This is a genomic window from Coleofasciculus sp. FACHB-542 (assembly GCF_014695825.1).
GTDB lineage: Bacteria > Cyanobacteriota > Cyanobacteriia > Cyanobacteriales > FACHB-T130 > FACHB-T130.
Window position 1 is genome coordinate 108,930 of record NZ_JACJPB010000051.1, and the last position, 23,636, is coordinate 132,565.

Genomic DNA, 23,636 nt, shown 5'->3' on the forward strand with positions numbered 1-23,636 from the left:
GTGGTCTCATGCGGGAGCGGTATCATTACCTTTACAAGAGGCTAGATGCTTTTGCCGTGGTTGTTTGGGTTGCCATCTGATTCTTAAGTAGAGACCCCCTAATTCCTGTACCCAACATCTTGACTACAGGAAGATACAGCGAGCGAAGGTACTTCCAGAAATTAGCATATTTTCCCTTTACTTGACAAATAAATAGTACAAAAATTATCTATTTTTATCGATAAAAAGTAAGAATATTAAAATAGAATTTTTTGGTTTTAGGAACTGAAAATTCTGTAGACAACTTGCTAGATGTGATTCTACGTCAAATGATGTCATCGTATGAATGTAGATGAAGTTCTGGAAGCCGTAGAAAAAGTTCTGCTTTCTCGACAACTCAGTCCCGTTGAGAGATTAATCCTGCATCGCTCTTGGTTAGGAGACGATTATCGTGAAATGGCACGGGATTCTGCTTACAGTATCCCCTACCTCAAAGAAGTTGGTTCCCACTTGTGGCAGGCTCTCTCCGCAGCACTCAACCAGAGAGTGACGAAAAAAAATTTGCATTTACTCGTTAACCTGCACCAGCAAAACCGGACAGGTGAACAGCAAAATAGAGCGCAAGAGGTGCAAACAGACACAGAAGTAGAAGATAATTTTTCAGCTTCAGAAACAGAGACTGAGCAAAAATTTCCTGGGGGTCCTGTACTGCTAGATTCTCCTCTCTACATCAATCGTCCCCCGATTGAAGAACTCGCCTACACTGAGATTACCCAACCTGGATGTCTGCTCCGCATTAAAGCACCCAAGCAAATGGGGAAAAGTTCCCTACTTATTCGGATTCTGGCTCGCGCTACAGATGTTGGTTACAAAACTGTCTCTTTAGATTTTCAGGAAGCCGACGAAGCAGTTTTTGCCTCCCTCGATAAATTCCTACGCTGGTTCTGTGCCAATGTCAGCAGACAGTTGAATCTCAATCCCCTAATGGATGAGTTTTGGGATGAGGATATGGGCAGTAAAGTTAGCTGCAAAATCTATTTTGAGGGTTATCTGTTCAAGCAAGTTAACAGTCCTCTGGTGTTGGCTTTGAATGAAGTTAATCGGGTTTTTGAGCATCCCGAAATCGCCTTAGATTTTCTCCCAATGCTGCGATTTTGGCACGAACAAGCACGAGCAGTGGAAGTTTGGCAAAAGCTCAGACTTTTGGTTGTTCATAGTACAGAAATTTATATTCCGCTAAAGCTGAATCAATCCCCCTTCAATGTTGGGATATCCATTGGTTTGCCCCAGTTTTCTAGCAAACAGGTGCAGGATTTGGCACAGCGCTATGGACTTGATTGGAGCGATAAAATAGAGACACAAAATGGCACTTCCTGCGGCAATGATTACACATCTCTACTAATGGCAATGGTGGGTGGACATCCCTATTTGGTAAGCGTAGCGCTTTATCACCTGCGTCGAGGAGCGATGACATTAGAGGAGTTATTGCAAGTGGCTCCTACACCTGCTGGGATTTATAGCGACCATCTACGGAGTCATTTGGTGATGCTCCAAGATGAACCACAATTAGCATCGGCTTTGCAACAAGTTGTTACTGCTGATGAGAGCGTACAATTAGAAGCGATCGCAGCCTATAAGTTGGAAAGTATGGGATTGATTCAAATGGATGGAAATCGAGCAAGTCCCAGCTGCCAGCTATATCGTCTCTATTTTCGCTCGCAGCTAGGAGAGAAAAAAGAATGCCAATGCCACTCCAAGAATACTGAGCGATGAAATACCAAGTCGGTGGCAGTCTAACCAGCGAAGCTCCCAGCTATGTACAACGAATTGCAGACTCCCAACTCTATGAAGCATTAAAACAGGGTGAGTTTTGCTACGTTCTCAACTCCCGACAAATGGGCAAATCTTCTCTGCTGGTGAGAACTCGCCATCGCTTGCAACAAGAAGGGTTTAAATGCACTGCTGTGGATATGACTAATATCGGCAGTGAAAATATTACGCCGACTCAGTGGTACAAGGGAATTGTTGCCGATCTGTGGTCAGGTTTTAACTTGTTAGAAAAACTTAATTTGAAAGCCTGGTGGCGAGAGCAAGAAGATATCTCCCTGCTCCAAAGGTTGAGCCGATTTCTTGCCGATTTGTTATTGGTTCAATTTCCGAATGAAAGACTATTTATCTTTATTGATGAAGTTGATAGCATTTTAAGTTTGGATTTTCCGGTCGATGACTTCTTTGCCTGGATTCGGTTCTGCTACAACCAACGAGCCATCAATCCAGAATACAGACGGATTACTTTTGCAATTTTTGGTGTAGCAACCCCAAGCGATCTCATTGTTGATAGAAACCGAACCCCCTTTAATATTGGGAAAGCGATAGAACTAACTGGCATTCAACTGCACGAAGCTCAGCCATTAGTGAAAGGATTAGAGGTAAAAGAAGGAAACTCACAAACCGTTTTAAAAGAAATATTAGCCTGGAGTGGAGGGCAACCCTTTCTCACTCAAAAGTTGTGTAACTTGGTAGGGAATCTTGTTGACACGCGATTGAGCGAGTCTGAGACGATGAACAGCGTTCTGACCATTCCACCAGGAAATGAGGCGTTTTGGGTAGAAAACTTGGTGAAGACACGCATCATTCATAAATGGGAAAGCCAAGATGAACCAGAGCATTTAAAGACAATACGCGATCGCATCCTTCGCAACGAGGAACGCACTGGCAGATTTTTGGGAATTTACCAGCAAATCCTACAAGGTGTGGAAGTACCAACCGATGACAGCCGAGAGCAAATAGAACTGTTGTTATCAGGCTTAGTGGTAAAAGCTCAGGGTTATTTAAAGATAAAAAATCGAATCTATGAAGAAGTATTTAATCTCGAATGGGTAGACAAGCAATTAAAGGAACTGCGCCCTTACTCTCAACTTTTTGATGCTTGGATTGTTTCAAAGCAAAAGGATGCATCGCGGCTGTTGCGCGGACAAGCGCTGAAAGACGCTCAAATATGGGCACAAGGTAAAAGCTTGAGCGATTTGGACTATCAATTTTTAGCCGCTTCTGGCGAATTGGATAGGTTGGAAATGCAGCAAACTCTAGAAGCAGAACGGCTGAAAGAAGTGGAAGCGCGACTGGCGGAGGAACAAAAAAGATTAGCACTAGAGAAAAAAAGTTCTAAGCGACAAAGGTTTTTGCTTTTTGTCGTAAGTATTGTATTAATTTTAGCCTGTGCATTGGGGCTAGCGGTTTATGTTCAGTATCGGCAAACGGCTGTAAGCGAGATCAAAGCGATCGCTAAATCTTCCGAAGCACTATTCGCCTCAAATCAAAAGTTAGATGCACTCGTACAAGCGATCGCAGCACAGCGACGATTAGACAAGTTGAATGTTGCAGATGCAGATATTCAGCACTCAGTGAAGGAGGCTCTCCATCAGGCTGTTTATGGAGCGGTTGACTATAACCAGTTATCCGGGCATGACAATGTGGTTAATGATGTAACGTTCAGCCCTGATGGCGAACTCATTGCCTCAGCTTCTGCGGACAAAAGCATCGATCTTTGGAAAAAAGACGGTACAAAACTGGGAACGCTTCAAGGTCACAACAATACGGTTTGGAGTGTCGTATTTAGCCCCAAAGGGAATCTAATTGCTACTGGTTCTGGGGATAACACCATTAAACTTTGGCGCAAAAACAGGACAAATTCACCAGACGGAAAGCCGATTTATACCTTGTGGCAGACCTTAAAAGGACATACCAAAGACGTTGCAGAAGTCGCGATCGCTCCTAACGGTCAGACCATTGCATCTGCTTCTAAAGATAAAACAATTAAACTCTGGAGTACAGACGGCAAACTGCTGAGAACTCTCACCGGGCATACGGATGAAGTTGCCAGCGTTGCCTTTAGCCCTGACAGTCAGATCGTTGCATCTGCTTCTCACGATAAAACCATCAAACTCTGGAGTACAGACGGTCAACTGCTGAGAACCCTCACCGGACATACCGATAGAGTTAAGCACGTTGCCTATGCGCCAAGCGCAGGCTACGCCAACAGCCCCCAAGGAAATCTTATTGCCTCGGCGAGTTGGGATAAAACAGTCAAACTTTGGCACCTTGATGGAACTTTAGTCCAAACCCTAACTGGACACAGCGATGCAGTAGGCAAAATCGCTTTTAACCCTCAAGGTCGTTTAATCGCCTCGGCAAGTCTTGATAGAACAGTCAAACTTTGGAACCTTGACGGGACTCTCGTAAAAACCCTGCCAGCCGCCAAGGATGTCGTTTCTGGAGTGGCGTGGAGTCCTGACGGACAAATCCTCGCCTCAGCCAGTTGGGATGGCCCAATCGCGCTCTGGAAGCTTGATGACAGTTTGCTCCAGACTCTCAACGGACACCAAGCCTCGATTTACACTATAAAATTTAGTCCTGATGGAAAGACAATTGCCACCGCCAGTCGCGATCAGACTGTTAAACTTTGGCGGCTTGATGGTAGCTTAATTCGCACGTTTCCCAAACAAGCCGATAAACTTTTCGGAATAGATTTCAGCCCGAATGGAGACACCATTGCTACAGGCGGTTATGACAGCACTGTTCGGTTGTGGCGACGAGATGGAACCTTACTCCACACGTTTACTGGACATCAAGGCAGAGTCTTCGCCGTTGATTTCCATCCAGATGGACAGTCACTTGCCTCGGCGGGTGAGGACAGAACCGTCAAAGTCTGGAGGATTAACGGCACTCAATTGGCAACTCTCAAAGGGCATACCGACCACATTAACGGAGTAGCATTTAGCCCTGACGGACAGCTTATTGCCTCAGCTAGCGTGGACGGCACAGTCAAACTTTGGCAGTGGGATAATGCCATCGCATCTGAAAAGCCCAGCTACAGGCTTCTACACACGTTAAAAAGCCATCGCCGTCAGGTGGCTGGAGTGGCATTTAGCCCTGATGGCAAAACCCTCGCTTCAGCAGGTATGGACAGCATGGTGAGACTTTGGCAGCGTGACGGTACCGAGATCAGAGCCTTGAAAGGACACAAAAATGGGGTGTTCGGAGTTGCATTTAGCCCTGATGGTAAGACTTTAGCCTCAGCCAGTTTCGACGGCACAGTCAAAGTTTGGGGGTACGACGGTAAAGAAATTGAAACCTTAAAGGGACATAGCGATGGGGTATTTGGAGTTGCCTTTAGCTCTGATGGGAAGTTAATCGCCTCAGCAAGTCAGGATAGAACCGCAATTTTATGGAATTTAGAGCGAATTTTCCAGCTCGATTTCCTCCAGTATGGTTGCAATTGGGTGCGGGATTATCTGCGGACGAATGCAGAAGTAGAGGAAAGCGATCGCCATCTTTGCGATGGAATTCAATCCTGATTTACATTAGATATTCACCATAAATCCGTTCTACCTGCAAAATTTGAGGACAATTACTCAAATTGGGCTAAGGTTGTAGCACGACGATGCGGCGATTAATGTCTCGGCTGCCATGCTATCGACTGGCTTAGAAAATAAATATCCTTGTCCGGATTCGCATCCCATCGTCTGGAGTTGTTTCATCTGTTGAATCGTTTCGATGCCTTCGGCGGTGACATCCATTCCCAAATTATTAGCTAGCGTCACAATCGCTCGGACAATGGGTAAACTTTCGCCACCGATGCCCATGCGGCTAACAAAAGAACGGTCAATCTTCAAGGTATTGATCGGAAAATGATACAACCGGCTTAAAGAAGAATAGCCAGTACCGAAGTCATCAATCGATAGCTCAACACCCAAAACTCTCAAATATTCCAGCATCGCGATCGCATCTTCATTGTCTGCGATCGCGCTTTCGGTAATCTCTAGCTTTAAACTGTAGGGATCGCACTCGGTTTTGTGCAAAATCTGGTCGATCTTTTCAATTAAATCGGGTTGCAAAAACTGCCTGCCCGACAAATTGACGCTCATTGTCAGTCCCCGGTGGTTTGGAAATGCCGAATGCCAGCGTTGCAACTGACTGCAAGCCTCGCGCAGCACCCACTCACCCATCGGCAGAATCAGTCCCGTTTCTTCCGCCACGGGGATAAACTCCGCTGGGGAAACTAAGCCGCGTGTGGGATGCTGCCAGCGCACCAGCGCCTCGAAGCCAGAAATTTGACCGGTTGCCAGCGATACTATCGGCTGATAGTGCAGCCGTAACTCCTGGCGTTCCAGAACGTGTCGCAGATCCGTTTCCATCTGCAATCGGGCAACTGCTTGGTGGTGCATGGTCTTGTTAAACACCGCATACCGCGCCCTCCCTAGTGCCTTTGCTCGATACATGGCAATGTCGGCATCGCGCAGGATGTCTTCTGCCTGGTCATAGCCCAGCATACTCAAAGCAATGCCAATACTGACAGTGCTGAATACTTCTTGCCCCTCAATCTGCAATGGTTTTCGCAGTTGCCTTTGCAATCGATTGGCAATGCGGGTGACTTGGCTCAGGTCTGGTAAATCTGCTAGGACGATGGCAAACTCGTCTCCACTCAACCGTGCCACCGTATCTTCTGGGCGCACCGATGCCTGTAGAATTTTAGCGATCGCTACCAGCAATTGATCTCCCGCTAGGTGTCCCAGGCTATCGTTAATCACCTTAAATCGATCGACATCCAAAAACAGCACAGCAAATAAATAGTCCTGGCATTGATTCGCCCGTTCCAGGGTTTGTCGCAACCGATCCATAAAAAGTGCTCGGTTGGGCAAGCCTGTCAAAGCATCGTGATAGGCTGCATGGAATAATTGCGACTCTACTTGCTTGCGCTGAGTGATATCGCGTTGAATTGCTAGGTAATGAGTCGTCTCATCTTGTTCATTTTTGATGGGTTCGATGTGCCACTCGTTGTAAAACTCCGTGCCATCTTTGCGATAGTTAATCGCTTCGCCATAAAATACTTTCCCTTCGGACAGAGTTTGTCGCAGTCGGTCGAGGAGAGTCCGATCGGTTTTGGGCCCTTGCAAGATCCTCGGTGATTCACCAATGACTTCCTCTGGGGTGTAGCCGGTCATTCTCGTAAACGCGCGATTGACAAAGATGATTTCTGGGCCGGGAAAAGTTAAGTGAGTCGAAGTAATCGCGATCGCATCTTCCGCAAATTCAACCGCCGCCGCCAGTTGCCGTAACCTTTCCTCTGTGCGCTGGCGTTCCGTAATGTCAATCGCCACACCCACTAGACCAACCACTTGACCTGTTTGATTTTGCAGCGGGGTGGTGCGGTTTTCGTACACCACATTGCCTATCTGGACAATCCAGGTTACTTCTTTTCCAGCTAAAACGTTGCGAATATTCGCTAAGATTTCAGGCCGGTCTTTGTAAAGGTCAAAAATCGACTGCCCGATTACCTCACCGGCTTTCAGTCCGAGAGCCTCCAGTCCCTTGCCCTCAGAAAGCGTAAAAATGCCATTGCTATCTAGGGCATACAAAATAATTGGTGCATTTCCAACACTGGCGCGTAGCAGCTGTTCATTACCTAATCCCAAGGAACTGAGGCAATGCTGTGGCAATATACCCAGACTAGAACCGTCACCGTTCCTAGCAGTGTCGATCCTTTCGCATCGCATCGTCCTTATCCTGTGGGACTGGGATATTGGTTTCAGCTCCATCGGCTCCATATTTTTCCGGCTAGGATTTCCTGATAATTCTTTATTATTTCTTAAGATTTCCCTCTTGGGATCGTCTGCCACTCATCAGCGTATACCTAACTACTGATTACGCAACCTGGGAGGGAGCCATCGGGAGTGGGGTTGCAGAGGCGGTAGACTGCTGAAGCGGAATTTCTAGAACAAATTCTGTCCCTTGTCCGGGCGTTGACAGACACTTTAGTTGACCTCCGTGACGCTCCACCACCACTTGGTAGCTAATGGACAGTCCCAGCCCAGTCCCTTCTCCTACAGGTTTAGTCGTAAAAAAGGGGTCAAAGATTCGTTTTTGGGCTGCTTCTGGAATGCCGCAACCATTATCTACAATCCGGATAATTACTTGATTTTGGTTGTTCGCTGTTGTGCAAATCCGAATTGTCGGTAAAGGGGAATTGGCGATCGGGAATTGGCGATCGCTACTTTCTTCTCCATGACTCATCACCCACGACTCACGAGTGATTCCTTCTTCCAGGGCATCAATGGCGTTGCTCAGCAGATTCATAAAGACCTGATTGATCTGCCCTGCGTAGCACTCCACCTGGGGTAGGTTGCCGTATTCTTTGATAATCAGAATACCTGGTTTTCCTCCCTGCGGCTTCAATCGATGCTGCAAGATCAACAGGGTACTGTCGATCCCTTCATGCAAATCTACCGGCTTTTTCAAGCTCTCGTCATGGCGGGAGAAATTCCGCAAGCTCAGGACAATCTGGCGGATGCGTTCTGCCCCCATTTTCATCGAATCCAGTAGTCTTGGAAAATCCTCAACCAAAAACTCCCAATCTATTGCCTCGGCTTCTGTTTGAATTTCCGCTGCTGGCTGAGGATAGTGCTGCTGGTAGAGGTTTAACAAATGCAACAAATCTTGGGCATACTGCAAAGCCGGGGTCAAATTCCCATAAATGAAGGAGACGGGGTTATTAATTTCATGGGCGACACCCGCTACTAACTGCCCCAGACTGGACATTTTTTCGCTTTGGATCAACTGGGTTTGGGTTTTCCGCAGCCGATGCAGCGCTTGTTTAAGTTTGGTCGTTTTTTTCCTTAATTGTGCTTCTGATTTCTGTAATGCTTCCTCCGCTTGCTTGCGTTCGACGAGTTCGGCTTCCAGTTGCTGGAATAGCGTCGATTGCTGAATGGCGATCGCTAGTTGCACGCTAAGCTGTTTGAGCAATTCTACTTCCGATGCCTGCCATTGGCGGGTTTCGGTGCAGTTTTGGGCAACAAGCAGCCCCCATAATTGAGGGTTGGAAGAGGACTGAGGACTGAGGACTGAGGACTGAGGAGTGGATGGGGGAGGAGGGCTGGTTGAGGTATGAGGGTTGAGGAAGAGTCCTTTCACCTCCGTCTTGTTTTGGACAATCGGGACGACCAGATTGGCTTTTACCTGAAACTTCACTAGCCAATCAATCTGGCACTGGCTGAGATTCGCCGTGTCGATATTCTCAATCGCTTGAACCTCGCCTTGTTGGTAAAGAGGCAGGTGATTTTCCCCAAAACATCTGCTGTGGATCTGAGTTCCTAAACTCTTAGTCCAACCCGTGCCGACCGATTCAACAGCCCCGACTCCACGCCCATCTGAATCGAAGCGGTAGATCGTTACCCGGTCGGTGTTGAGAAATTGCCGGACTTGCGATACAGCCGTTTTCAGGACTTCTTCCAGGTTCAGAGACTGGCGGATGCGCTGATTCATGGTTCTGAGCAGCCGTTCTCCAGTCGCTTGCTGCCACAAGGCCGTTTCTACCTGTTTGCGACCTGTAATATCCATCACCGTCCCAGTAACCCGTGTCGGTGTATTGGTTTGGTTGCAAAACAAGGTACCCGTAACGGCAACCCACCGAACTGCACCATCCGGGCAAAGGAGACGATGTTCGAGGCTGAAGAGACGACCTGCCAAGTTTTCTGTCCGGGATGCCTGTACAATCTGCGCTATCGCTTCCGTCACGCGATCGCAGTCCTCCAGATGAATACACTTTAAATAAGCTTCATAAGTGCTACCAAAGGAACCAGGTGGGAAACCTAATAAAGATTCCGCATTTGCCGACCAGGTTAGCTGACCCGTCTGCCTCTCCCACTCCCAAACTCCGATACTGGCAGCATTCAGAGCAAGCCCCAGCCTGGTTTCGCTTTGTTGTAACGCCGCTTGTGACTGTTGTTCAGCGAGCTGGCGCTTGGTAATATCTGTATGAAAAACCAGAAACTGAGTCAGTTCACCAGTGGCGTCCCAGACAGGAGCAACAATTAGCTCATTCCAAAAAGGCGTGCCATCTTTGCGATAATTCTTTAACACTACCTGGCACTCTTGCCCTAACTGGAAGGCTTGGTGAATTTGCTCAATCGCATCCTGGTCAGTATCGATTCCTTGCAAAAAAAAGCAGTTGCGTCCGATGACTTCTGCTGAAGCATAGCCCGTTATCTTCTCAAAAGCCGGATTGCAATAGGCTATAGAAGGATTGGGGGTACGAGCATCCACAATTACAAGACCCACAGGCATGGTTGCGAGGATGCGATCGCATAACCCTCCTGCTTCCCCGTGCCGCTCGAGAGTGTGAAACTTCTTGCCTACCTTGCCTTGCTGGCTTGCCATTGCAGTTGCAGCTCTCAGAAGTAATTAGTAGCGAATATTAAGCCTCGGTTTCTTACCGTACACGAATCTTAACTTCTCTCTAATATACCTAATGGCGTATTTCTCCGGTGTGATGCATTATACAAATTTCAGTGCTATTTAGTCTGAGTTTCTACCTGAGGTGGTCGGAAGAGATTAATCTCTATGCGCCAGATAATCTTTAAAAAACATTGGTCTAGTTCCTAACGACGACCGTGGCGCTGTTCTAAAATCTTCTGTTTTACAAACTTCTCTCAAGTCCCGATCCAGATGACAGCGATTCCAGCCACCGCTTTATCACTGACTGAATCTACACTTTAAGCGGCATCCACATTGCCCCCAGTCAGTACCGGGTTAAGTCAGTACTGGGTTAGTTGGGTGATTTATTCTGCCCGATCTCATTTTGCATTCGGCGATTGTCGCCGACATTGAATGCAGGTTCTAGGTGGACACTAGTGCCTGAAAATACGGTAATTTCCTACGGTAAATCTTTGTTCGCAGTCTCTTGAGCTTCTGTATCGGGTTGCTCGGTCATAGGACTGCGCCTGATTCAGATTGCCTTCTCGGCGAAAGACCCAACTGATAAATTTATCTAAATTCTCAAACTCAAATAAGAATCTCAAATAAGAATAAAGGGGTGCGCTCATTTAAGCAAATAACGACTCGCTATTCGCAATTTAAAATTGTCCGCACCCCGCAAAAATTACGGTGATTAAATTTCAGCATAGCGATTTACTGGTAAGTAAACCTATGACTTTGGAGCGAATTAAAAACAAATAGATATATCACCTAGGAGCGAAGCAGACCGTTAGAGGGAATACATAGGCTTAAAGTCAAGACTTAGACTCTAGCGCTGAGTTGTTAGGGAAAGCAAAAGGAGGGGAAAATGACGCATCACGGCAATCATGACGATGAGATCATCACGGGAACCGCAGACGAACACTACAACCTGATCAGCGTGCTATACCATGCCCTAGAGGGTGCCAGTACCTACGAAATTTATATTCAGGATGCTGAGGAAGCTGGAGATGATGAACTCGTAGAGTTCTTTCAGCAACTAGAAGAAGAAGAATCTCAACGCGCCGAACGGGCGAAAGAATTGCTTGCCAAGCGGATTGCTCCGCAGGGGGCAGTTGCTAGATAGCGATCGCAAAAGCTACCTCAGACTTAATTTCCCCCTTTAAATTCTTGAGAGAATTCGTGGTTGAAGCAGCCACGAATTCCCTAGTTTGCACGAGTAAAAAACGTGCAAATTAAAATATCTTGCAATTACGGCGCGAACTTCATGGAGTAAGGAGCGTACTTTTTTTAGAAAGATTCAACGCTTTGGCAAGTCATTAAGAGAGCGAAGCGTGAAAGTTGGAAAGATTTAAGAGGTCAATAGTGAAATACGAGCAGTTCATTAAACAGGTTCAAAGCGTTGCCCAACTGAGCCACCGTCAGGAAGCAGAACGTGCCACTCGTGCCACGCTGGAAACACTGAAAGAACGCATCGTTGGAGACGAGGCAAAAGACCTAGCTTCACAACTGCCAGCACAACTACAAGAGTGTCTGCGTGGGCGAGAGGGCGAAAACGGTCAATTTTTCTCGCTGCAAGAGTTTTACCAGCGCGTCAGCGAAAAAGAGGGAACCGATCCCAGCGATGCTGCAACTCATGTTCGAGCGGTGTTCGCAGTGCTGCAAAAAGCCGTAACGCCTGGTGAGTTTGCAGATGTCCGCGCTAATTTTTCAGACGATGACGCGGAGCTATTTCTTTCCGGAACCTCATTGAGTGAAGTTCCCAGTTCGTAAGAATTTTAAAGGTAAAACTCCAAAGGAGTTTTACTTTTTCTCGCGATCGCTCAAAATTTTTTTCCTTGCAAAATTTTCATAAAAAAGGAGATTCCATGACACAGCAAAATAATAACGGCAGCAAGAAGCGAGTTGCCATCCTGATCGAAAATGGGGTTGAAGATTCTGAATTTCAAGTCCCTTATAAAGCCTTGCAGATGGCAGGAATGGAGGTCGTTGTCCTCGGTTCTCGGATGAACGAGAATTATGTCGGAAAACAAGGCAAATTGTCCCAGAAACCGGATGGCACCACGACAGAAGCCGTGGCTCTCGATTTTGATGCAGTCATTATCCCCGGCGGCATCGCTCCGGATATGATGCGGACGAACCCCAACACCGTCAACTTTGTAAAAGACGCATTCGAGCATGGAAAATTGGTGGCTGCCGTTTGCCACGGGCCACAAGTTCTGATTGAAGCTGATTTGCTCAGAGGTAAGCAAGCAACGGGCTTCTTCTCTATCCGCACAGACATTATCAATGCCGGTGCCCATTATGTGGATGAGCCGGTCGTGGTTGACGGCAACCTGATCACCTCGCGTCAACCGGGTGATTTGGCAATTTTTACCACTGCAATTCTCAGCCGTCTCGGTTACGGTGGCAAAGAAGCTGCATTACCCCATGAAAGCGATATCACCGCTGAATGGTGGAAACTGGCTGATTCTTGGGGCGGTTCCACCAAGGGCGATATTGCCAAAGGTTTGAATACGGCGCTGGCTGGCGAACGTTATTCGCAAGAAGCGTTTGGGCAGTATGCCGAGAAAAGCACAGATGCAGAATTGACCTCGATGCTGCAAGACATGATCAAAAATAAGCAGCATCACATTCAAATGCTGGAAGAACGGCTGAATGCTCTGGGAGAAAGCCCCTCGATTCCGGCACAAGCTGCTGATAAATATGCCAAGTTCAAAGCTTCTCTGCAAGGCAGTGACGACACCGATCTTTTGCGTCGCAGCATGGGCGACTTGCAAACCGGCGTTGTCGATATTAACAACTTGCGGATGAAATTTACCGATCCGATTACTACCGCCATTCTCACCGAGATTGAAGTGGATTTGTCGAAGTACGAACAGTGTTTGGCGGCACTTTATAAATCTCGGATGGCAGGTCAGGAAGTCAAGCCTGCGAAGCCGACGACTGGTGTTTCCGTCAAGATGTAAGTTTTGAGTGCCAAGTAAGGTGGGCATTGCTCACCTTATTTAATTGCTAATCGGTTCAACACTCAAAACGTTTCTCAAGGAGATGTCCGGAATGAGCATGAGTAGAAAACTGGAAGGCAAAGTTGCCATTATCACGGGTGCGGGGACTGGAATCGGCGAAGCGATCGCGCACAAATTCGCCAAAGAAGGTGCCAAAGTCGTTGTTAATGGACTCCCTAGCGATCCGCTGGATGAAGTCGCACAAGCAATTCAGCACTATGGTGCTGAAGCGATCGCTTACGCGGGGGATATCTCGGAAGAATCCCACGCGAAAGCTTGTGTTCAAGCCGCTATTGACTATTACGGGCGTCTGGACATTTTGGTGAATAATGCGGGTGTCTTTTTAGTAACCGCGGAGACTCAAGACTACCCCATTGATGTTTTTGACCAGACGATCCGGATGAACATCCGTTCCGCCTTCCTGATGACCAAGTACGCTCTACCGCACCTCCAAAAAACACGCGGAAACATTGTCTCTGCCGGGTCTGAGGCTGGTTTTAACGGACTGGCGCGAAATACTCCCTACGGGGGTACTAAAGGCTGGATGCATTCCTTTATGAAAGGTGTGGCGGTTGAGCAAGCGCAATATGGTGTTCGCGCTAACTGTGTCTGTCCTGGTGCCATTGATACCGCTTGGACACACAAAGAAACCGGGCCGATGGATGCTCAGATGGAGAAAATGCTGATTAATGCAACTCCAATGGCTCGACGCGGCACGCCCGAGGAAATGGCAAACGTCTATGCCTTTATTGCTTCGGATGAAGCGAGTTACGTCACGGGGGCATTGTGGCTGGCAGATGGTGGCATCACAGTGGCGAAAGGAGCCATCGGCGAGCAGACGCCAGAATCGTTGCGTGCTGAACCGCAAGGAGAACTGCGTCTAGATCATGCCAGAGAAGGGCTAGAACACAAACAAGTCCAAACGATTAGTTAAGCGCCTAAGAAATTAATATTACTCAGCAAATCATCAATTACCGTTTGAGGAAAACAGAACATGACATCCAAAGATATCGTCCCCAGCGGTCAGAATGAACCCAGCAATGTCGGCGATAAGGAGCGTTGGGGATCGTTACTAGGCGGCGGCGCACTTGTACTGATGGGTTTAAAGCAACGATCTCTTCGGGGAGCGTTAATGGCGATCGCGGGTGGTGGTCTAATTTATCACGGTGCGACCGCAGAAAAAGGTATCCAAGACACCATACAGGAAAAAGCAGGGATGAACCAAAGCATCAAAGTTGAAAAGACCGTCACGATCAATAAACCAGCAGATGAACTTTATCGCTTTTGGCATAATTTTGAAAACTTGCCTAATTTCATGAAGCATCTGAAATCGGTAACGGTCGTCAACGAGCGGCGATCGCACTGGGTTGCCAATGCGCCAATGGGTGCAAGTGTGGAATGGGATGCAGATATTATCAACGAGAAAGAAAACGAGTTAATCGCTTGGGCTTCAACGGAAGGAGCAGACGTTGAGAATGCAGGGTTTGTGCGCTTTTCACCTGCGCCTGCGAATCGGGGTACGGAAGTAAAAGTCGTCATTGAATATAACCCGCCGGGTGGTGCTGTCGGTGCTGCGATCGCTAAACTTTTTGGCGAAGAACCAGAACAACAAGTTGGCGATGATTTACGCCGTTTCAAAATGATTATGGAAGCGGGTGAAATTGCGACAACAGAAGGTCAACCTTCTGGAAGAAGTTAAGAATTTTATTTCGTGGGATTCTTAGTTAAGAAGAGAGAAAACTGAAGAATAGGTTTTCCTCAAACCAAAAATGAACAACGGAGGTTGAAATGAATCAAGGAATTAATCGTTTGCAAAAAATTTGTTTGCGTTTGGCTAGTGTCGTTCTAGCAGCGATCGCATTTTTAGTAATTCCGACTTTTACCTACAGCACATCGTTCCAAGCACAAGCTCAAACCCTGATTGCTGACAATTTAGATTTTAATAAGACCAGCAACGCTCAGATCAAAAAAGCGATTGACATGGCTGAAGACCATGTTGGGGACAGAGATGGAATCGGCAATACTGGCTTGAAGAACCTCAAAAAGCTGGGAGAAAATATTCCCGAAACTGCCGATGTGATTGTCCGCCAAAGATTTGATAACGATCAACCTGGTGACGTGGGCGACCCAAGTATTGTTCAAGACAAAAATGAGCAGGGAGTCGCCAAGACTAAGAATCGGGCACCTAGATAATTCGGCTTTTCGCTCAATTCGGGTTGAGAAGTTAAGCGACTGACTGCATTACCTGAGACAGGGATGTGAGAAACCCCGTCCTGCGGATACACAAGGGCGGGGTAATTAATAAAAGGATAAACAACATCAATGAAAGCAGTATGTTGGTACGGTGCCACCGATGTGCGGGTTGAAACCGTACCCGATCCCAAAATTCTCAATCCGCGCGACGCCATTCTCAAAATTACTTCGACGGCAATTTGTGGCTCTGATTTGCACATTTATGACGGCTACATTCCGACGATGCAACCGGGTGACATTATCGGTCACGAATTCATGGGAGAAATCGTCGAAGTTGGTAGCAAAGTAACCAATTTAAAACCAGGCGATCGCGTTGTCGTTCCTTCCACTATCGGATGCGGTCACTGTCACTATTGCAACCATGATATGTGGTCGCTGTGCGACAACTCCAACCCGAACGCTTGGATGGAAGAAAAGCTCTTCGGTAACGTCACTTCGGCAATTTACGGTTACTCTCACTTATTCGGCGGCTATGCAGGCGCGCAAGCCGAATATATCCGCGTTCCCTTCGCGGATGTGGGTGTCGTCAAGGTTCCCGCAGAAATTCCCGACGAGAAATTATTGTTTATCTCCGATGCCATTCCCACCGGATTTATGGGCGCGGAGTTATGCGATATTCAGCCAGGAGATACTGTCGCTGTCTGGGGTTGCGGCGCTGTCGGACAATTCGCCATGATTAGCGCCTATATGCTGGGTGCCGAGAGAGTGATCGGCATCGACCGTTTTCCCGAACGTCTCCAAATGGCGAGGGAACACGCAAAAGCGGAAACGATTAACTACGAAGAAGTTGATGCTGGCGAAGCGCTGAAAGAGATGACTGGCGGACGGGGTCCCGACTGCTGCATTGACGCGGTGGGATTAGAAGCGCACGGCATGGGGGTTGAAGGAGTTTACGACAAAGCGAAGCAAGCAGTCCGGCTGGAAACAGACCGTCCCCACGTCCTGCGGCAAATGATGGTCGCTTGTCGTAAAGGCGGCACGCTCTCAATCATGGGTGTTTACGGTGGCTTTGTGGATAAACTGCCCTTTGGTGCTGCTTTCAACAAAGGCTTGACCTTCAGGATGGGGCAAATGCACGGGCAAAAGTATATGCAGATGTTGCTGGACAAAGTTTTGAAGGGCGAACTCGATCCATCCTTCGTCGTCACCCATCAGTTACCCCTAGCAGAAGCCAAGAATGGCTACGAAATGTTTAAGCACAAAGAAGATAAGTGTATCAAAGTTGTGCTGAAACCTTGAAGCCAGTAATTGGGAAGAAAGATTAACCGATTACGAATCATCAAATAATAAACTGGAGTGTTTTCATGAATCAAGTAATTTCTTTTCTACAAAGTATTCGTCTGCGCCAGATTGCTACTGCGTTTCTGGTAAGTGCTGCATTTTTGGTGATGCAAGCTTTCGGTTACGGGACTCCTCTACAAGCCCTTGCGAATAACACCACATTGACACCAGAAACCAACGCTTACCAAGTGCCAGGGTCTAATGGTTCAATCAATGCTAGGACTGAAACGCTAAAAGACCAGACTGAAGATACAGGCAGTAGTTTATTGGATAAAATTGGGGATGCTGCTGAAAATGTCAAGGAAAAGCTGAATCTTGACGAGCCGACGCCTCCAAGTACCAAAAAGTTTTTCAATCAGATTCAAGATAAAGCTGATGATGTAGTTGGTAAGACAGTTCAAGGGACGCAGGAAGGTTTCAACGACGCGGCGAATAACCTGAGCAGCCCATCTTACTCAAAATAATCTGTAATCCAGCGTGCAAATTGTCCCCCCTTAACGAGGGGGGATAGTGGAACAACGGATAATATTTGCTTGACATTTCGCTCCTCCTAACCTCCTTAACCAGGAGAACTCGCAAAGAGAAAGATTTACCTAGGGTGTATGTGTAGTTATTAGTCATTAGTAAATTGTTCTTAGTAATTGATAATGACTAATAATGAATCGGAAATAACCCATAAATAATGACGAATGACTTAAGGAGAAAAATTTAATGAAAGCTGTTTGTTGGCATGGAAACAACGATGTGCGGGTAGATAATGTACCCGATCCAAAAATTCTTAACCCGCGCGATGCCATCGTCAAAATTACGTCAACAGCGATTTGCGGCTCCGATTTGCATATTTACGATGGTTTCATCCCGACAATGCAAGCGGGCGATATCCTCGGTCATGAATTTATGGGGGAAGTGGTTGAACTTGGCAGCGCCGTTAAGAATGTGAAAATAGGCGATCGCGTCGTTGTCCCTTTCACTATCGCCTGCGGTAACTGCCTATTCTGCAACCGCGATTTGTGGTCGCTGTGCGATAACTCTAACCCGAACGGCTGGATGGCTGAACAGATGTACGGTCATTCGCCATCAGGACTTTTCGGCTACTCCCACTTGTTCGGCGGCTATGCTGGAGGTCAAGCGGAGTATGCGCGGGTGCCTTTTGCCGATGTCGGTTTGTTCAAAATTCCCGATGGATTGACGGACGATCAGGTACTGTTCCTAACGGATATTTTCCCGACCGGCTACATGGCAGCGGAAAATTGCAACATTAAACCGGGTGATATTGTAGCTGTCTGGGGCTGCGGGCCAGTCGGACAGTTCGCAATCAAAAGTGCCTTCATGCTAGGTGCCCATCGCGTTATCGCTATCGACCGCATTCCCGAACGCTTACAAATGGCTAAAGAACAATGCGGGGCAGAAATTCTCAACTATGAAGAACTCGATGTCGGTGAAGCACTCAAAGAGATGACTGGCGGACGCGGGCCAGATTCTTGTCTGGATGCCGTCGGCATGGAAGCACACGGTACCGGGCCGGATGCTTTTTACGATAAAGTCAAGCAAGCCGTGCGAATGGAAACCGATCGCCCCACCGCCCTGCGGCAAGTCATTGTCGCTTGTAGCAAGGGTGGTCATGTATCGCTAGCGGGTGTTTACGGTGGATTCCTCGACAAGATTCCAATGGGCGCTGCTTTCAACAAAGGCTTGACGTTCAAGATGGGACAAACACACGTCCATAGATACTTGAAACCGTTGTTGGAACATATCCAAAATGGCGATATCGATCCCTCTTTCGTCATCACACACCGCTTGCCTTTAGAAGAGGCGAAACACGGTTACGAAATTTTCAAAAATAAAAAAGACAACTGCATCAAAGTTGTACTAAAACCATAAGGTCAAACTATGGAACTTGACCGCTCTGATCGGGGTGAAAACACCGTCAAGATTAATAATTTGCTTGCAGAAGTTTATCACTTGGTTGAAAAACTTGAACAAGAGGCAGAAGAAAATCGCCAGCGTTTCCAACAAGAGTTAGAAGCTGGCGAGATTCTTACTGCTGAAAGTCAATCTTTTGGACAGAAATAGGTGTTTTGTTAGTTCTGTGGTCGAGATGTCAATGGGTTGCGTCTCGTCAGTGAATTGAAACCATGAATGCCATCTAATATAAGAGGGGGTATCAGCAGTCTGCTAGGACGTCACGGCTGGACGTTGGCGTTGCAGGAGTGTTGACGAAGCATTCAGTCAGTAGTGCTGACACCGTGAAGTATCTGGAGAGAGACGTGGGAAAACTGGGTTGGCGATCGCTTCCAATTCTTTTAAGCCTTGTGGTGACAATTCCCTTTGCATCATCCGGTCGGGCGCTATCCGCACAAGAACCCACACAGAAACTTGCTGAGAAACCTGCTGAGAAAACGATTGGCAACATTGAATCAGTTGCCTCCTTTAATGGGCCGATGCTTACTGGCGTCACCGTGTCTCAGGACGGTCGAATTTTCGTGAATTTCCCTCGCTGGGGAGACAATGTAGAATTTACCGTTGCTGAGTTAAAAAACGGGACGGCGGTGGCTTATCCCAATGCCGAAATTAACCGCCCAAATCCTAGCAACCAAGCTGAATCGTTGATTTCGGTTCAAAGTGTCGTCGTCGATCCGCAAAACCGCCTGTGGATTTTAGATACCGGGAGTCCCCAATTTTCCCCCACTTCCTACGGGGGGCCAAAATTAATTGGGATTGACCTAAAGCAAAATCGGATTATCAAAACAATTCTATTTCCCCAGGATGTAGCGCTGCCAACGACTTACTTAAACGATGTCAGATTTGACTTGCGGCGCGGCAAAGCTGGAATGGCATTCATCACCGATTCTTCTAGTTCTGGGCCAAATGCAATTATTGTTGTAGACCTGGCTTCTGGCAAAAGCTGGCGACGGCTGAACAATCACCCCTCCACCAAAGCCGAACCAAATTTTTTGCCCAGCGTCGAAGGACAACCGTTGATGATGCGATCGCCTAATCAACCACCCAGCTATATCAAAGTAGGTGCAGACGGGATTGCGATTAGTGCTAATGGCGATCGCTTATTTTACTGCCCTCTGGCGGGTCGCCGTTTATACAGTGTCAGCGTTGATGCTTTAGCAAACGAGCAATTAACAGAGTCGCAAGTAGCAGCAACCGTGGTGGATCTCGGCGATAAAAGTGGTGCTTCAGATGGACTGGAATCAGATGCTGAAAACCGCGTTTACCTGACGAACTACGAACACAATTCCATTCTTCGCCGCCTACCGGATGGAATGTATGAAACGCTCGTTCACGATCCTCGCGTTTTGTGGCCCGATACGCTTTCTGTGGCATCAGACGGCTATCTCTATTTCACTGCCAATCAACTGCATCGCCAACCAAATTTTCATGGCGGCAGAGATTTAAGAGAAAAGCCCTACAGTCTATTCCGAGTCCGCATTGATGGGAATCCGATCTTGCTCCGCTAAGAGCATTTAAACAACATATCTGAACAAGGAAGCAGCACATATGACAGATACAACTGTGATGAAAGTAGATTCTACCAATTCCCCCAAAGGGGAAATGGGTCAAAAGTATCTCGCATCAGGCAAAACCATCTCGATGCGCCTTTGGGAAAACGAGCAACCCAACGAACCAAAGGAACCAACTGCGCGAGAATATGAGACGGTTGGTTATGTCATCAACGGTCGCGCTGAATTGCACCTGGAAGGTCAAAGTATTTTGTTAGAACCCGGTAATTCTTGGACTGTACCAAAAGGTGCATCCCACACCTATAAAATTCTGGAGCCTTTCACGGCAGTTGAGGCAACTTCTCCACCCGCCCAAGTTCACGGGCGCGACGAAGCTTAATCCGACATGAATTAAGCAAAAATACTTAAATACTGCTAATAAAAAAACCGTCTTTTTGATGAAGACGGTTTTTTTATTAACACAAACTTTTAAGAATGAACTTGATACAAAATAATTGGTAATTCGTCATTAAATAGGCACATAAATCAAGAATAAATTTACCAAAATAAACTTAAAACTGTCCTTCTCCAGGAAGAGGCAAGACCTTGATTTAAATAGTTTCCTATAGGAGTAGAGAGCATAAGTTTTGCAATTGAAATTTCGATATTTAGCAATTTGCTAAATATCAATTTGCACCATTTTTCTGTTGTTCTGATAGTAAAAAGAATTCGGAGTTTTTGAATGTTTTACCATAAAAAGCAACTTCAGTATTTCACTCCGCCACAAAACCCCGATCCGGTCTACGCCATGAAGATTCAGGAACTCATCGGCGGTACCTTTGGCGAGATGACTGTGATGATGCAGTACCTATTTCAGGGATGGAACTGTCGAGGGCCTGCTAAGTACCGCGATATGCTACTGGACATTGGTACCGAAGAAATCGGTCACGTTGAGATGCTTGCCACGATGATCGCCCATCTGCTGGACAAAGCGCCTCTAAAAGTCCAAGAGGAAGGTGCCGCAGATCGGCTAGTCGGCGCGGTTATGGGCGGTTCTAACGTGCGGAATGAGATTATGGCAGCAGCGATGAACCCGCAGCACGCCATTGTCTCCGGCTTGGGTGCGACGCCCTCTGACAGCGTTGGCTACCCCTGGAACGGTCGCTTTATCGTCGCCAGCGGTAATTTGTTAGCAGATTTCCGCTCTAATCTCCACGCCGAGTCGCAAGGTCGCTTGCAGGCGGTGCGAATGTATGAAATGTCAGACGACCCAGGAGTGAAAGATACCTTGAGTTTCATGATCGCCCGCGACACCATGCACCAAAACCAGTGGTTGGCAGCGATTGAGGATATCGTAGACTCCGGACTGGACGACACTCCGGTTCCGAGTTCCTTCCCGCTGGAATTGGAGAAGCGGGAGTATGCCTATCAGTTCTGGAATCACTCTGACGGTACTGAAAGTGCTGAAGGACGTTGGGCGAAAGGCAAATCAATGGACGGCAAAGGCGAGTTTGAGTATGTAGAGAATCCGCAACCGTTAGGGCCAGAACCGACACCTCCGCCTGCTGAACCAAAGTTGCACGGTACCCCAGGTTTTGAAAAGGCACGACACACCTAATAAATAACTGCTGAGAATTAGTTCGCCTGCGTGTTGGCTAATTCTCAAGCAAAACCTAATCGATGCCATTGCAGCAAGGTATCAACACACCTGTATTTTTGCAGGTGTGTAACGCGATCGCTCTCTACGCCACCCTACTTGATGGAGAGCGATCGCTTCCTACTTTTTTTCGCTCAAGCGATCGCTCTCTACGCCACCATATCTAAAAGCTGTACGCAGTGTTTGACAGGCTCACCTTCTGCTCTGGCAAAGTCGTCCGGGATTTCACTCTTTCGCTGTCCTGGTGCCGGATTATCTTTTCCAGTTTCAGGTCGCCATATTTAGCATAGAGCTGTTTGATCTCTTCATTCATCTGGTCACACTCAGTTTGGAGCCGCTGATTTTGATGGCGTAGCTGTTGAATCGCTTCCTTATGTTCTTGACAAGCTATTAGATAAGTTTGGCGAGAGTTCGCCAGTTCATCCTGTAGCCTTTGATTTTCCTGTTTTAGCTGCTCTAATTCCTTGGATTCAACCAAGATTTTCAAATGAACTTCTTTGGGAGCGCTTTGTTGAGTGCAAATACTTTGATTCTTCTCAAGCTCTAGGCGAGAATTTGCCAGTTCATCTTGTAACCGCTGATTTTCCTGTCTCAGATGCTCCAATTCTGGGGATTCAATCGAGGTTGTTAAATGAACTTCTTTAGGAGCGTCTTGTTGAGTGCAAATACTTTGATTCTTCTCAAGCTCTAGGCGAGAGTTTGTTAGTTCGTCCTGTAACCGCTGAATTTCCTGTTTCAGATGGTGTACTTCCTGAGATTCACCAGGCAAATTTAAATGGACTTCTTGTATATAACTTTGCTGGCTGGAAGGACTATCATTTTTCGCAGTTTGTAGCAATTGCAACCCAATTTCTCTGAGTCGCACCAACGTTAAATCTTTGCTAAGCCCGATGTAACAGTGATATAGTTCGCCATTTACTTTCTTGTAGGCGTACCAAAAATCTCCATCGGTTTTAGTTTCTTTGCTAGCGATGAAATCAGATGTACGTTGATCGACTGGCTCAAATTTAAATGACTTAGAACTTGGTAAATTTAGCCATTGGAACCATTGCTCAGAATCAAGATGAATGTCTTCGAGTCGTTCACCCCGTCGTGGATCTTCTACCCAAAATTCTAATGTTGCCCTCTCGGTGAATGACCAAACCTTTGGTGTTTTAGCCGCCATGATTAAGTTACACAGATAAATTATTCGCAAAAGTAACAAGTTTCAGCATTTTCCCTGGTATCCCATGTAACTTTTCTTCTATTAGAGGTTAAAATTTTACGGTATCGCTGTTCCGATAAACGTATTGTTACTGAACCTCTTCAATGCACCCTACTTGTTTTCTAAGTAAATATACAAGGAATTTTCACTGATGAAGATTTTTTAATATTAAGTTTATACAATCTTTAAAATAGTCAGGAGTATTCTTGACACAATCTTCATAATTAGGAGCAGGCTGTAAGTTACTAACGGCAAGCTGCTGGATCTAGACTTGCTAGTATGCAAGCCCAAAAAAGAATCCCTCTTTTGGAGAAGAGAGGTGAAACGGCTGACTAACAAATTCCCTATGGGTTGGGTTGAGGTGCGTGTAACCCAAATGCAGCAAACGTTTGCTTTGTTTTTTCTCTCACACAGAGCCAACCTACGGCTGCTACAGCAGATTGCAGGTATATAGAGTACATTGAGGTCAGTGCATGAACAGGTAGAATGAAACCTTACTCCATCGACTTTCGAGAAAAAGTAGTCAAAGCATACGAACAAGAAAACAC

Annotated in this window: 19 protein-coding genes; 16 read left to right on the forward strand and 3 right to left on the reverse strand. The window is 46.9% G+C overall.

The window, feature by feature from the left end; translation table 11 throughout:
- The first annotated feature begins 321 nt into the window (after positions 1 to 321).
- Both H6F52_RS21065 and H6F52_RS21070 read left to right on the forward strand, forming a co-directional pair.
- Complete coding sequence (locus H6F52_RS21065) at positions 322 to 1,752, forward strand: AAA-like domain-containing protein (protein WP_190536653.1); 1,431 nt, start codon at positions 322 to 324, stop codon at positions 1,750 to 1,752.
- The gene (locus tag H6F52_RS21070) at positions 1,749 to 5,336 is read left to right on the forward strand and encodes an AAA-like domain-containing protein (RefSeq protein ID WP_190536654.1); all 3,588 of its coding nucleotides are present in this window, start codon (positions 1,749 to 1,751) and stop codon (positions 5,334 to 5,336) included. Before H6F52_RS21065 ends, H6F52_RS21070 begins: the two co-directional genes overlap by 4 nt.
- 57 nt (positions 5,337 to 5,393) lie before the next feature.
- Here H6F52_RS21070 and H6F52_RS21075 read toward each other — a convergent pair whose 3' ends face one another.
- Together H6F52_RS21075 and H6F52_RS21080 are read right to left on the reverse strand one after the other, a co-directional pair.
- Complete coding sequence (locus tag H6F52_RS21075; protein ID WP_190438600.1) at positions 5,394 to 7,535, reverse strand: EAL domain-containing protein; 2,142 nt, start codon at positions 7,533 to 7,535, stop codon at positions 5,394 to 5,396.
- A gap of 148 nt (positions 7,536 to 7,683) precedes the next feature.
- The gene (locus tag H6F52_RS21080; RefSeq protein WP_190536655.1) at positions 7,684 to 10,197 is read right to left on the reverse strand and encodes a PAS domain S-box protein; all 2,514 of its coding nucleotides are present in this window, start codon (positions 10,195 to 10,197) and stop codon (positions 7,684 to 7,686) included.
- Positions 10,198 to 11,101: 904 nt separating this feature from the next.
- Here H6F52_RS21080 and H6F52_RS21085 point away from each other — a divergent pair.
- The 14 genes from H6F52_RS21085 (at position 11,102) to H6F52_RS21150 (ending at position 22,051) form a co-directional block, all read left to right on the forward strand.
- The gene (locus H6F52_RS21085; RefSeq protein ID WP_190425293.1) at positions 11,102 to 11,359 is read left to right on the forward strand and encodes a hypothetical protein; all 258 of its coding nucleotides are present in this window, start codon (positions 11,102 to 11,104) and stop codon (positions 11,357 to 11,359) included.
- A gap of 239 nt (positions 11,360 to 11,598) precedes the next feature.
- Positions 11,599 to 12,006 carry a DUF2267 domain-containing protein gene (locus H6F52_RS21090; RefSeq protein ID WP_190536656.1) on the forward strand — a complete coding sequence of 136 codons (408 nt, stop codon included), beginning with the start codon at positions 11,599 to 11,601 and terminating at the stop codon, positions 12,004 to 12,006.
- Between the two features lie 95 nt (positions 12,007 to 12,101).
- The gene (locus H6F52_RS21095; RefSeq protein ID WP_190413066.1) at positions 12,102 to 13,202 is read left to right on the forward strand and encodes a DJ-1/PfpI/YhbO family deglycase/protease; all 1,101 of its coding nucleotides are present in this window, start codon (positions 12,102 to 12,104) and stop codon (positions 13,200 to 13,202) included.
- A gap of 97 nt (positions 13,203 to 13,299) precedes the next feature.
- Positions 13,300 to 14,175, forward strand: a complete 876-nt coding sequence (locus tag H6F52_RS21100) for an SDR family oxidoreductase (RefSeq protein ID WP_190536657.1) — start codon at positions 13,300 to 13,302, stop codon at positions 14,173 to 14,175.
- Positions 14,176 to 14,235: 60 nt separating this feature from the next.
- A complete protein-coding gene (locus tag H6F52_RS21105; RefSeq protein WP_190438610.1) occupies positions 14,236 to 14,940 on the forward strand; it encodes an SRPBCC family protein in 705 nt (234 codons plus the stop codon).
- A gap of 89 nt (positions 14,941 to 15,029) precedes the next feature.
- Positions 15,030 to 15,434 (forward strand): hypothetical protein, encoded by a 405-nt coding sequence (locus H6F52_RS21110; protein ID WP_190536658.1) that lies wholly within the window; start codon positions 15,030 to 15,032, stop codon positions 15,432 to 15,434.
- A gap of 129 nt (positions 15,435 to 15,563) precedes the next feature.
- The gene (locus tag H6F52_RS21115) at positions 15,564 to 16,733 is read left to right on the forward strand and encodes a zinc-dependent alcohol dehydrogenase (protein ID WP_190525871.1); all 1,170 of its coding nucleotides are present in this window, start codon (positions 15,564 to 15,566) and stop codon (positions 16,731 to 16,733) included.
- Positions 16,734 to 16,798: 65 nt separating this feature from the next.
- Entirely contained in the window at positions 16,799 to 17,239 is a 441-nt protein-coding gene (locus tag H6F52_RS21120; RefSeq protein ID WP_190413071.1) for a hypothetical protein, read from the forward strand.
- 247 nt (positions 17,240 to 17,486) lie between these two features.
- Positions 17,487 to 18,656, forward strand: a complete 1,170-nt coding sequence (locus H6F52_RS21125) for a zinc-dependent alcohol dehydrogenase (RefSeq protein ID WP_190413072.1) — start codon at positions 17,487 to 17,489, stop codon at positions 18,654 to 18,656.
- Between the two features lie 9 nt (positions 18,657 to 18,665).
- Positions 18,666 to 18,848, forward strand: coding sequence for a hypothetical protein (locus tag H6F52_RS21130; protein ID WP_190413073.1), 183 nt, complete (start codon positions 18,666 to 18,668; stop codon positions 18,846 to 18,848).
- 239 nt (positions 18,849 to 19,087) lie between these two features.
- On the forward strand, positions 19,088 to 20,245 hold the full coding sequence (locus tag H6F52_RS21135; protein WP_347276239.1) for an L-dopachrome tautomerase-related protein: 1,158 nt from the start codon (positions 19,088 to 19,090) through the stop codon (positions 20,243 to 20,245).
- Between the two features lie 40 nt (positions 20,246 to 20,285).
- On the forward strand, positions 20,286 to 20,627 hold the full coding sequence (locus H6F52_RS21140) for a cupin domain-containing protein (protein ID WP_190413074.1): 342 nt from the start codon (positions 20,286 to 20,288) through the stop codon (positions 20,625 to 20,627).
- A 342-nt stretch (positions 20,628 to 20,969) separates the two neighbouring features.
- The gene (locus H6F52_RS21145; RefSeq protein ID WP_190413075.1) at positions 20,970 to 21,845 is read left to right on the forward strand and encodes a manganese catalase family protein; all 876 of its coding nucleotides are present in this window, start codon (positions 20,970 to 20,972) and stop codon (positions 21,843 to 21,845) included.
- 62 nt (positions 21,846 to 21,907) lie between these two features.
- Complete coding sequence (locus tag H6F52_RS21150) at positions 21,908 to 22,051, forward strand: hypothetical protein (RefSeq protein WP_190536659.1); 144 nt, start codon at positions 21,908 to 21,910, stop codon at positions 22,049 to 22,051.
- On the opposite strand, the gene H6F52_RS21155 is transcribed toward H6F52_RS21150, so the two are convergent.
- The gene (locus tag H6F52_RS21155; RefSeq protein WP_190536660.1) at positions 22,048 to 23,049 is read right to left on the reverse strand and encodes a hypothetical protein; all 1,002 of its coding nucleotides are present in this window, start codon (positions 23,047 to 23,049) and stop codon (positions 22,048 to 22,050) included. The genes H6F52_RS21150 and H6F52_RS21155 overlap by 4 nt on opposite strands.
- Positions 23,050 to 23,636 lie beyond the last annotated feature (587 nt).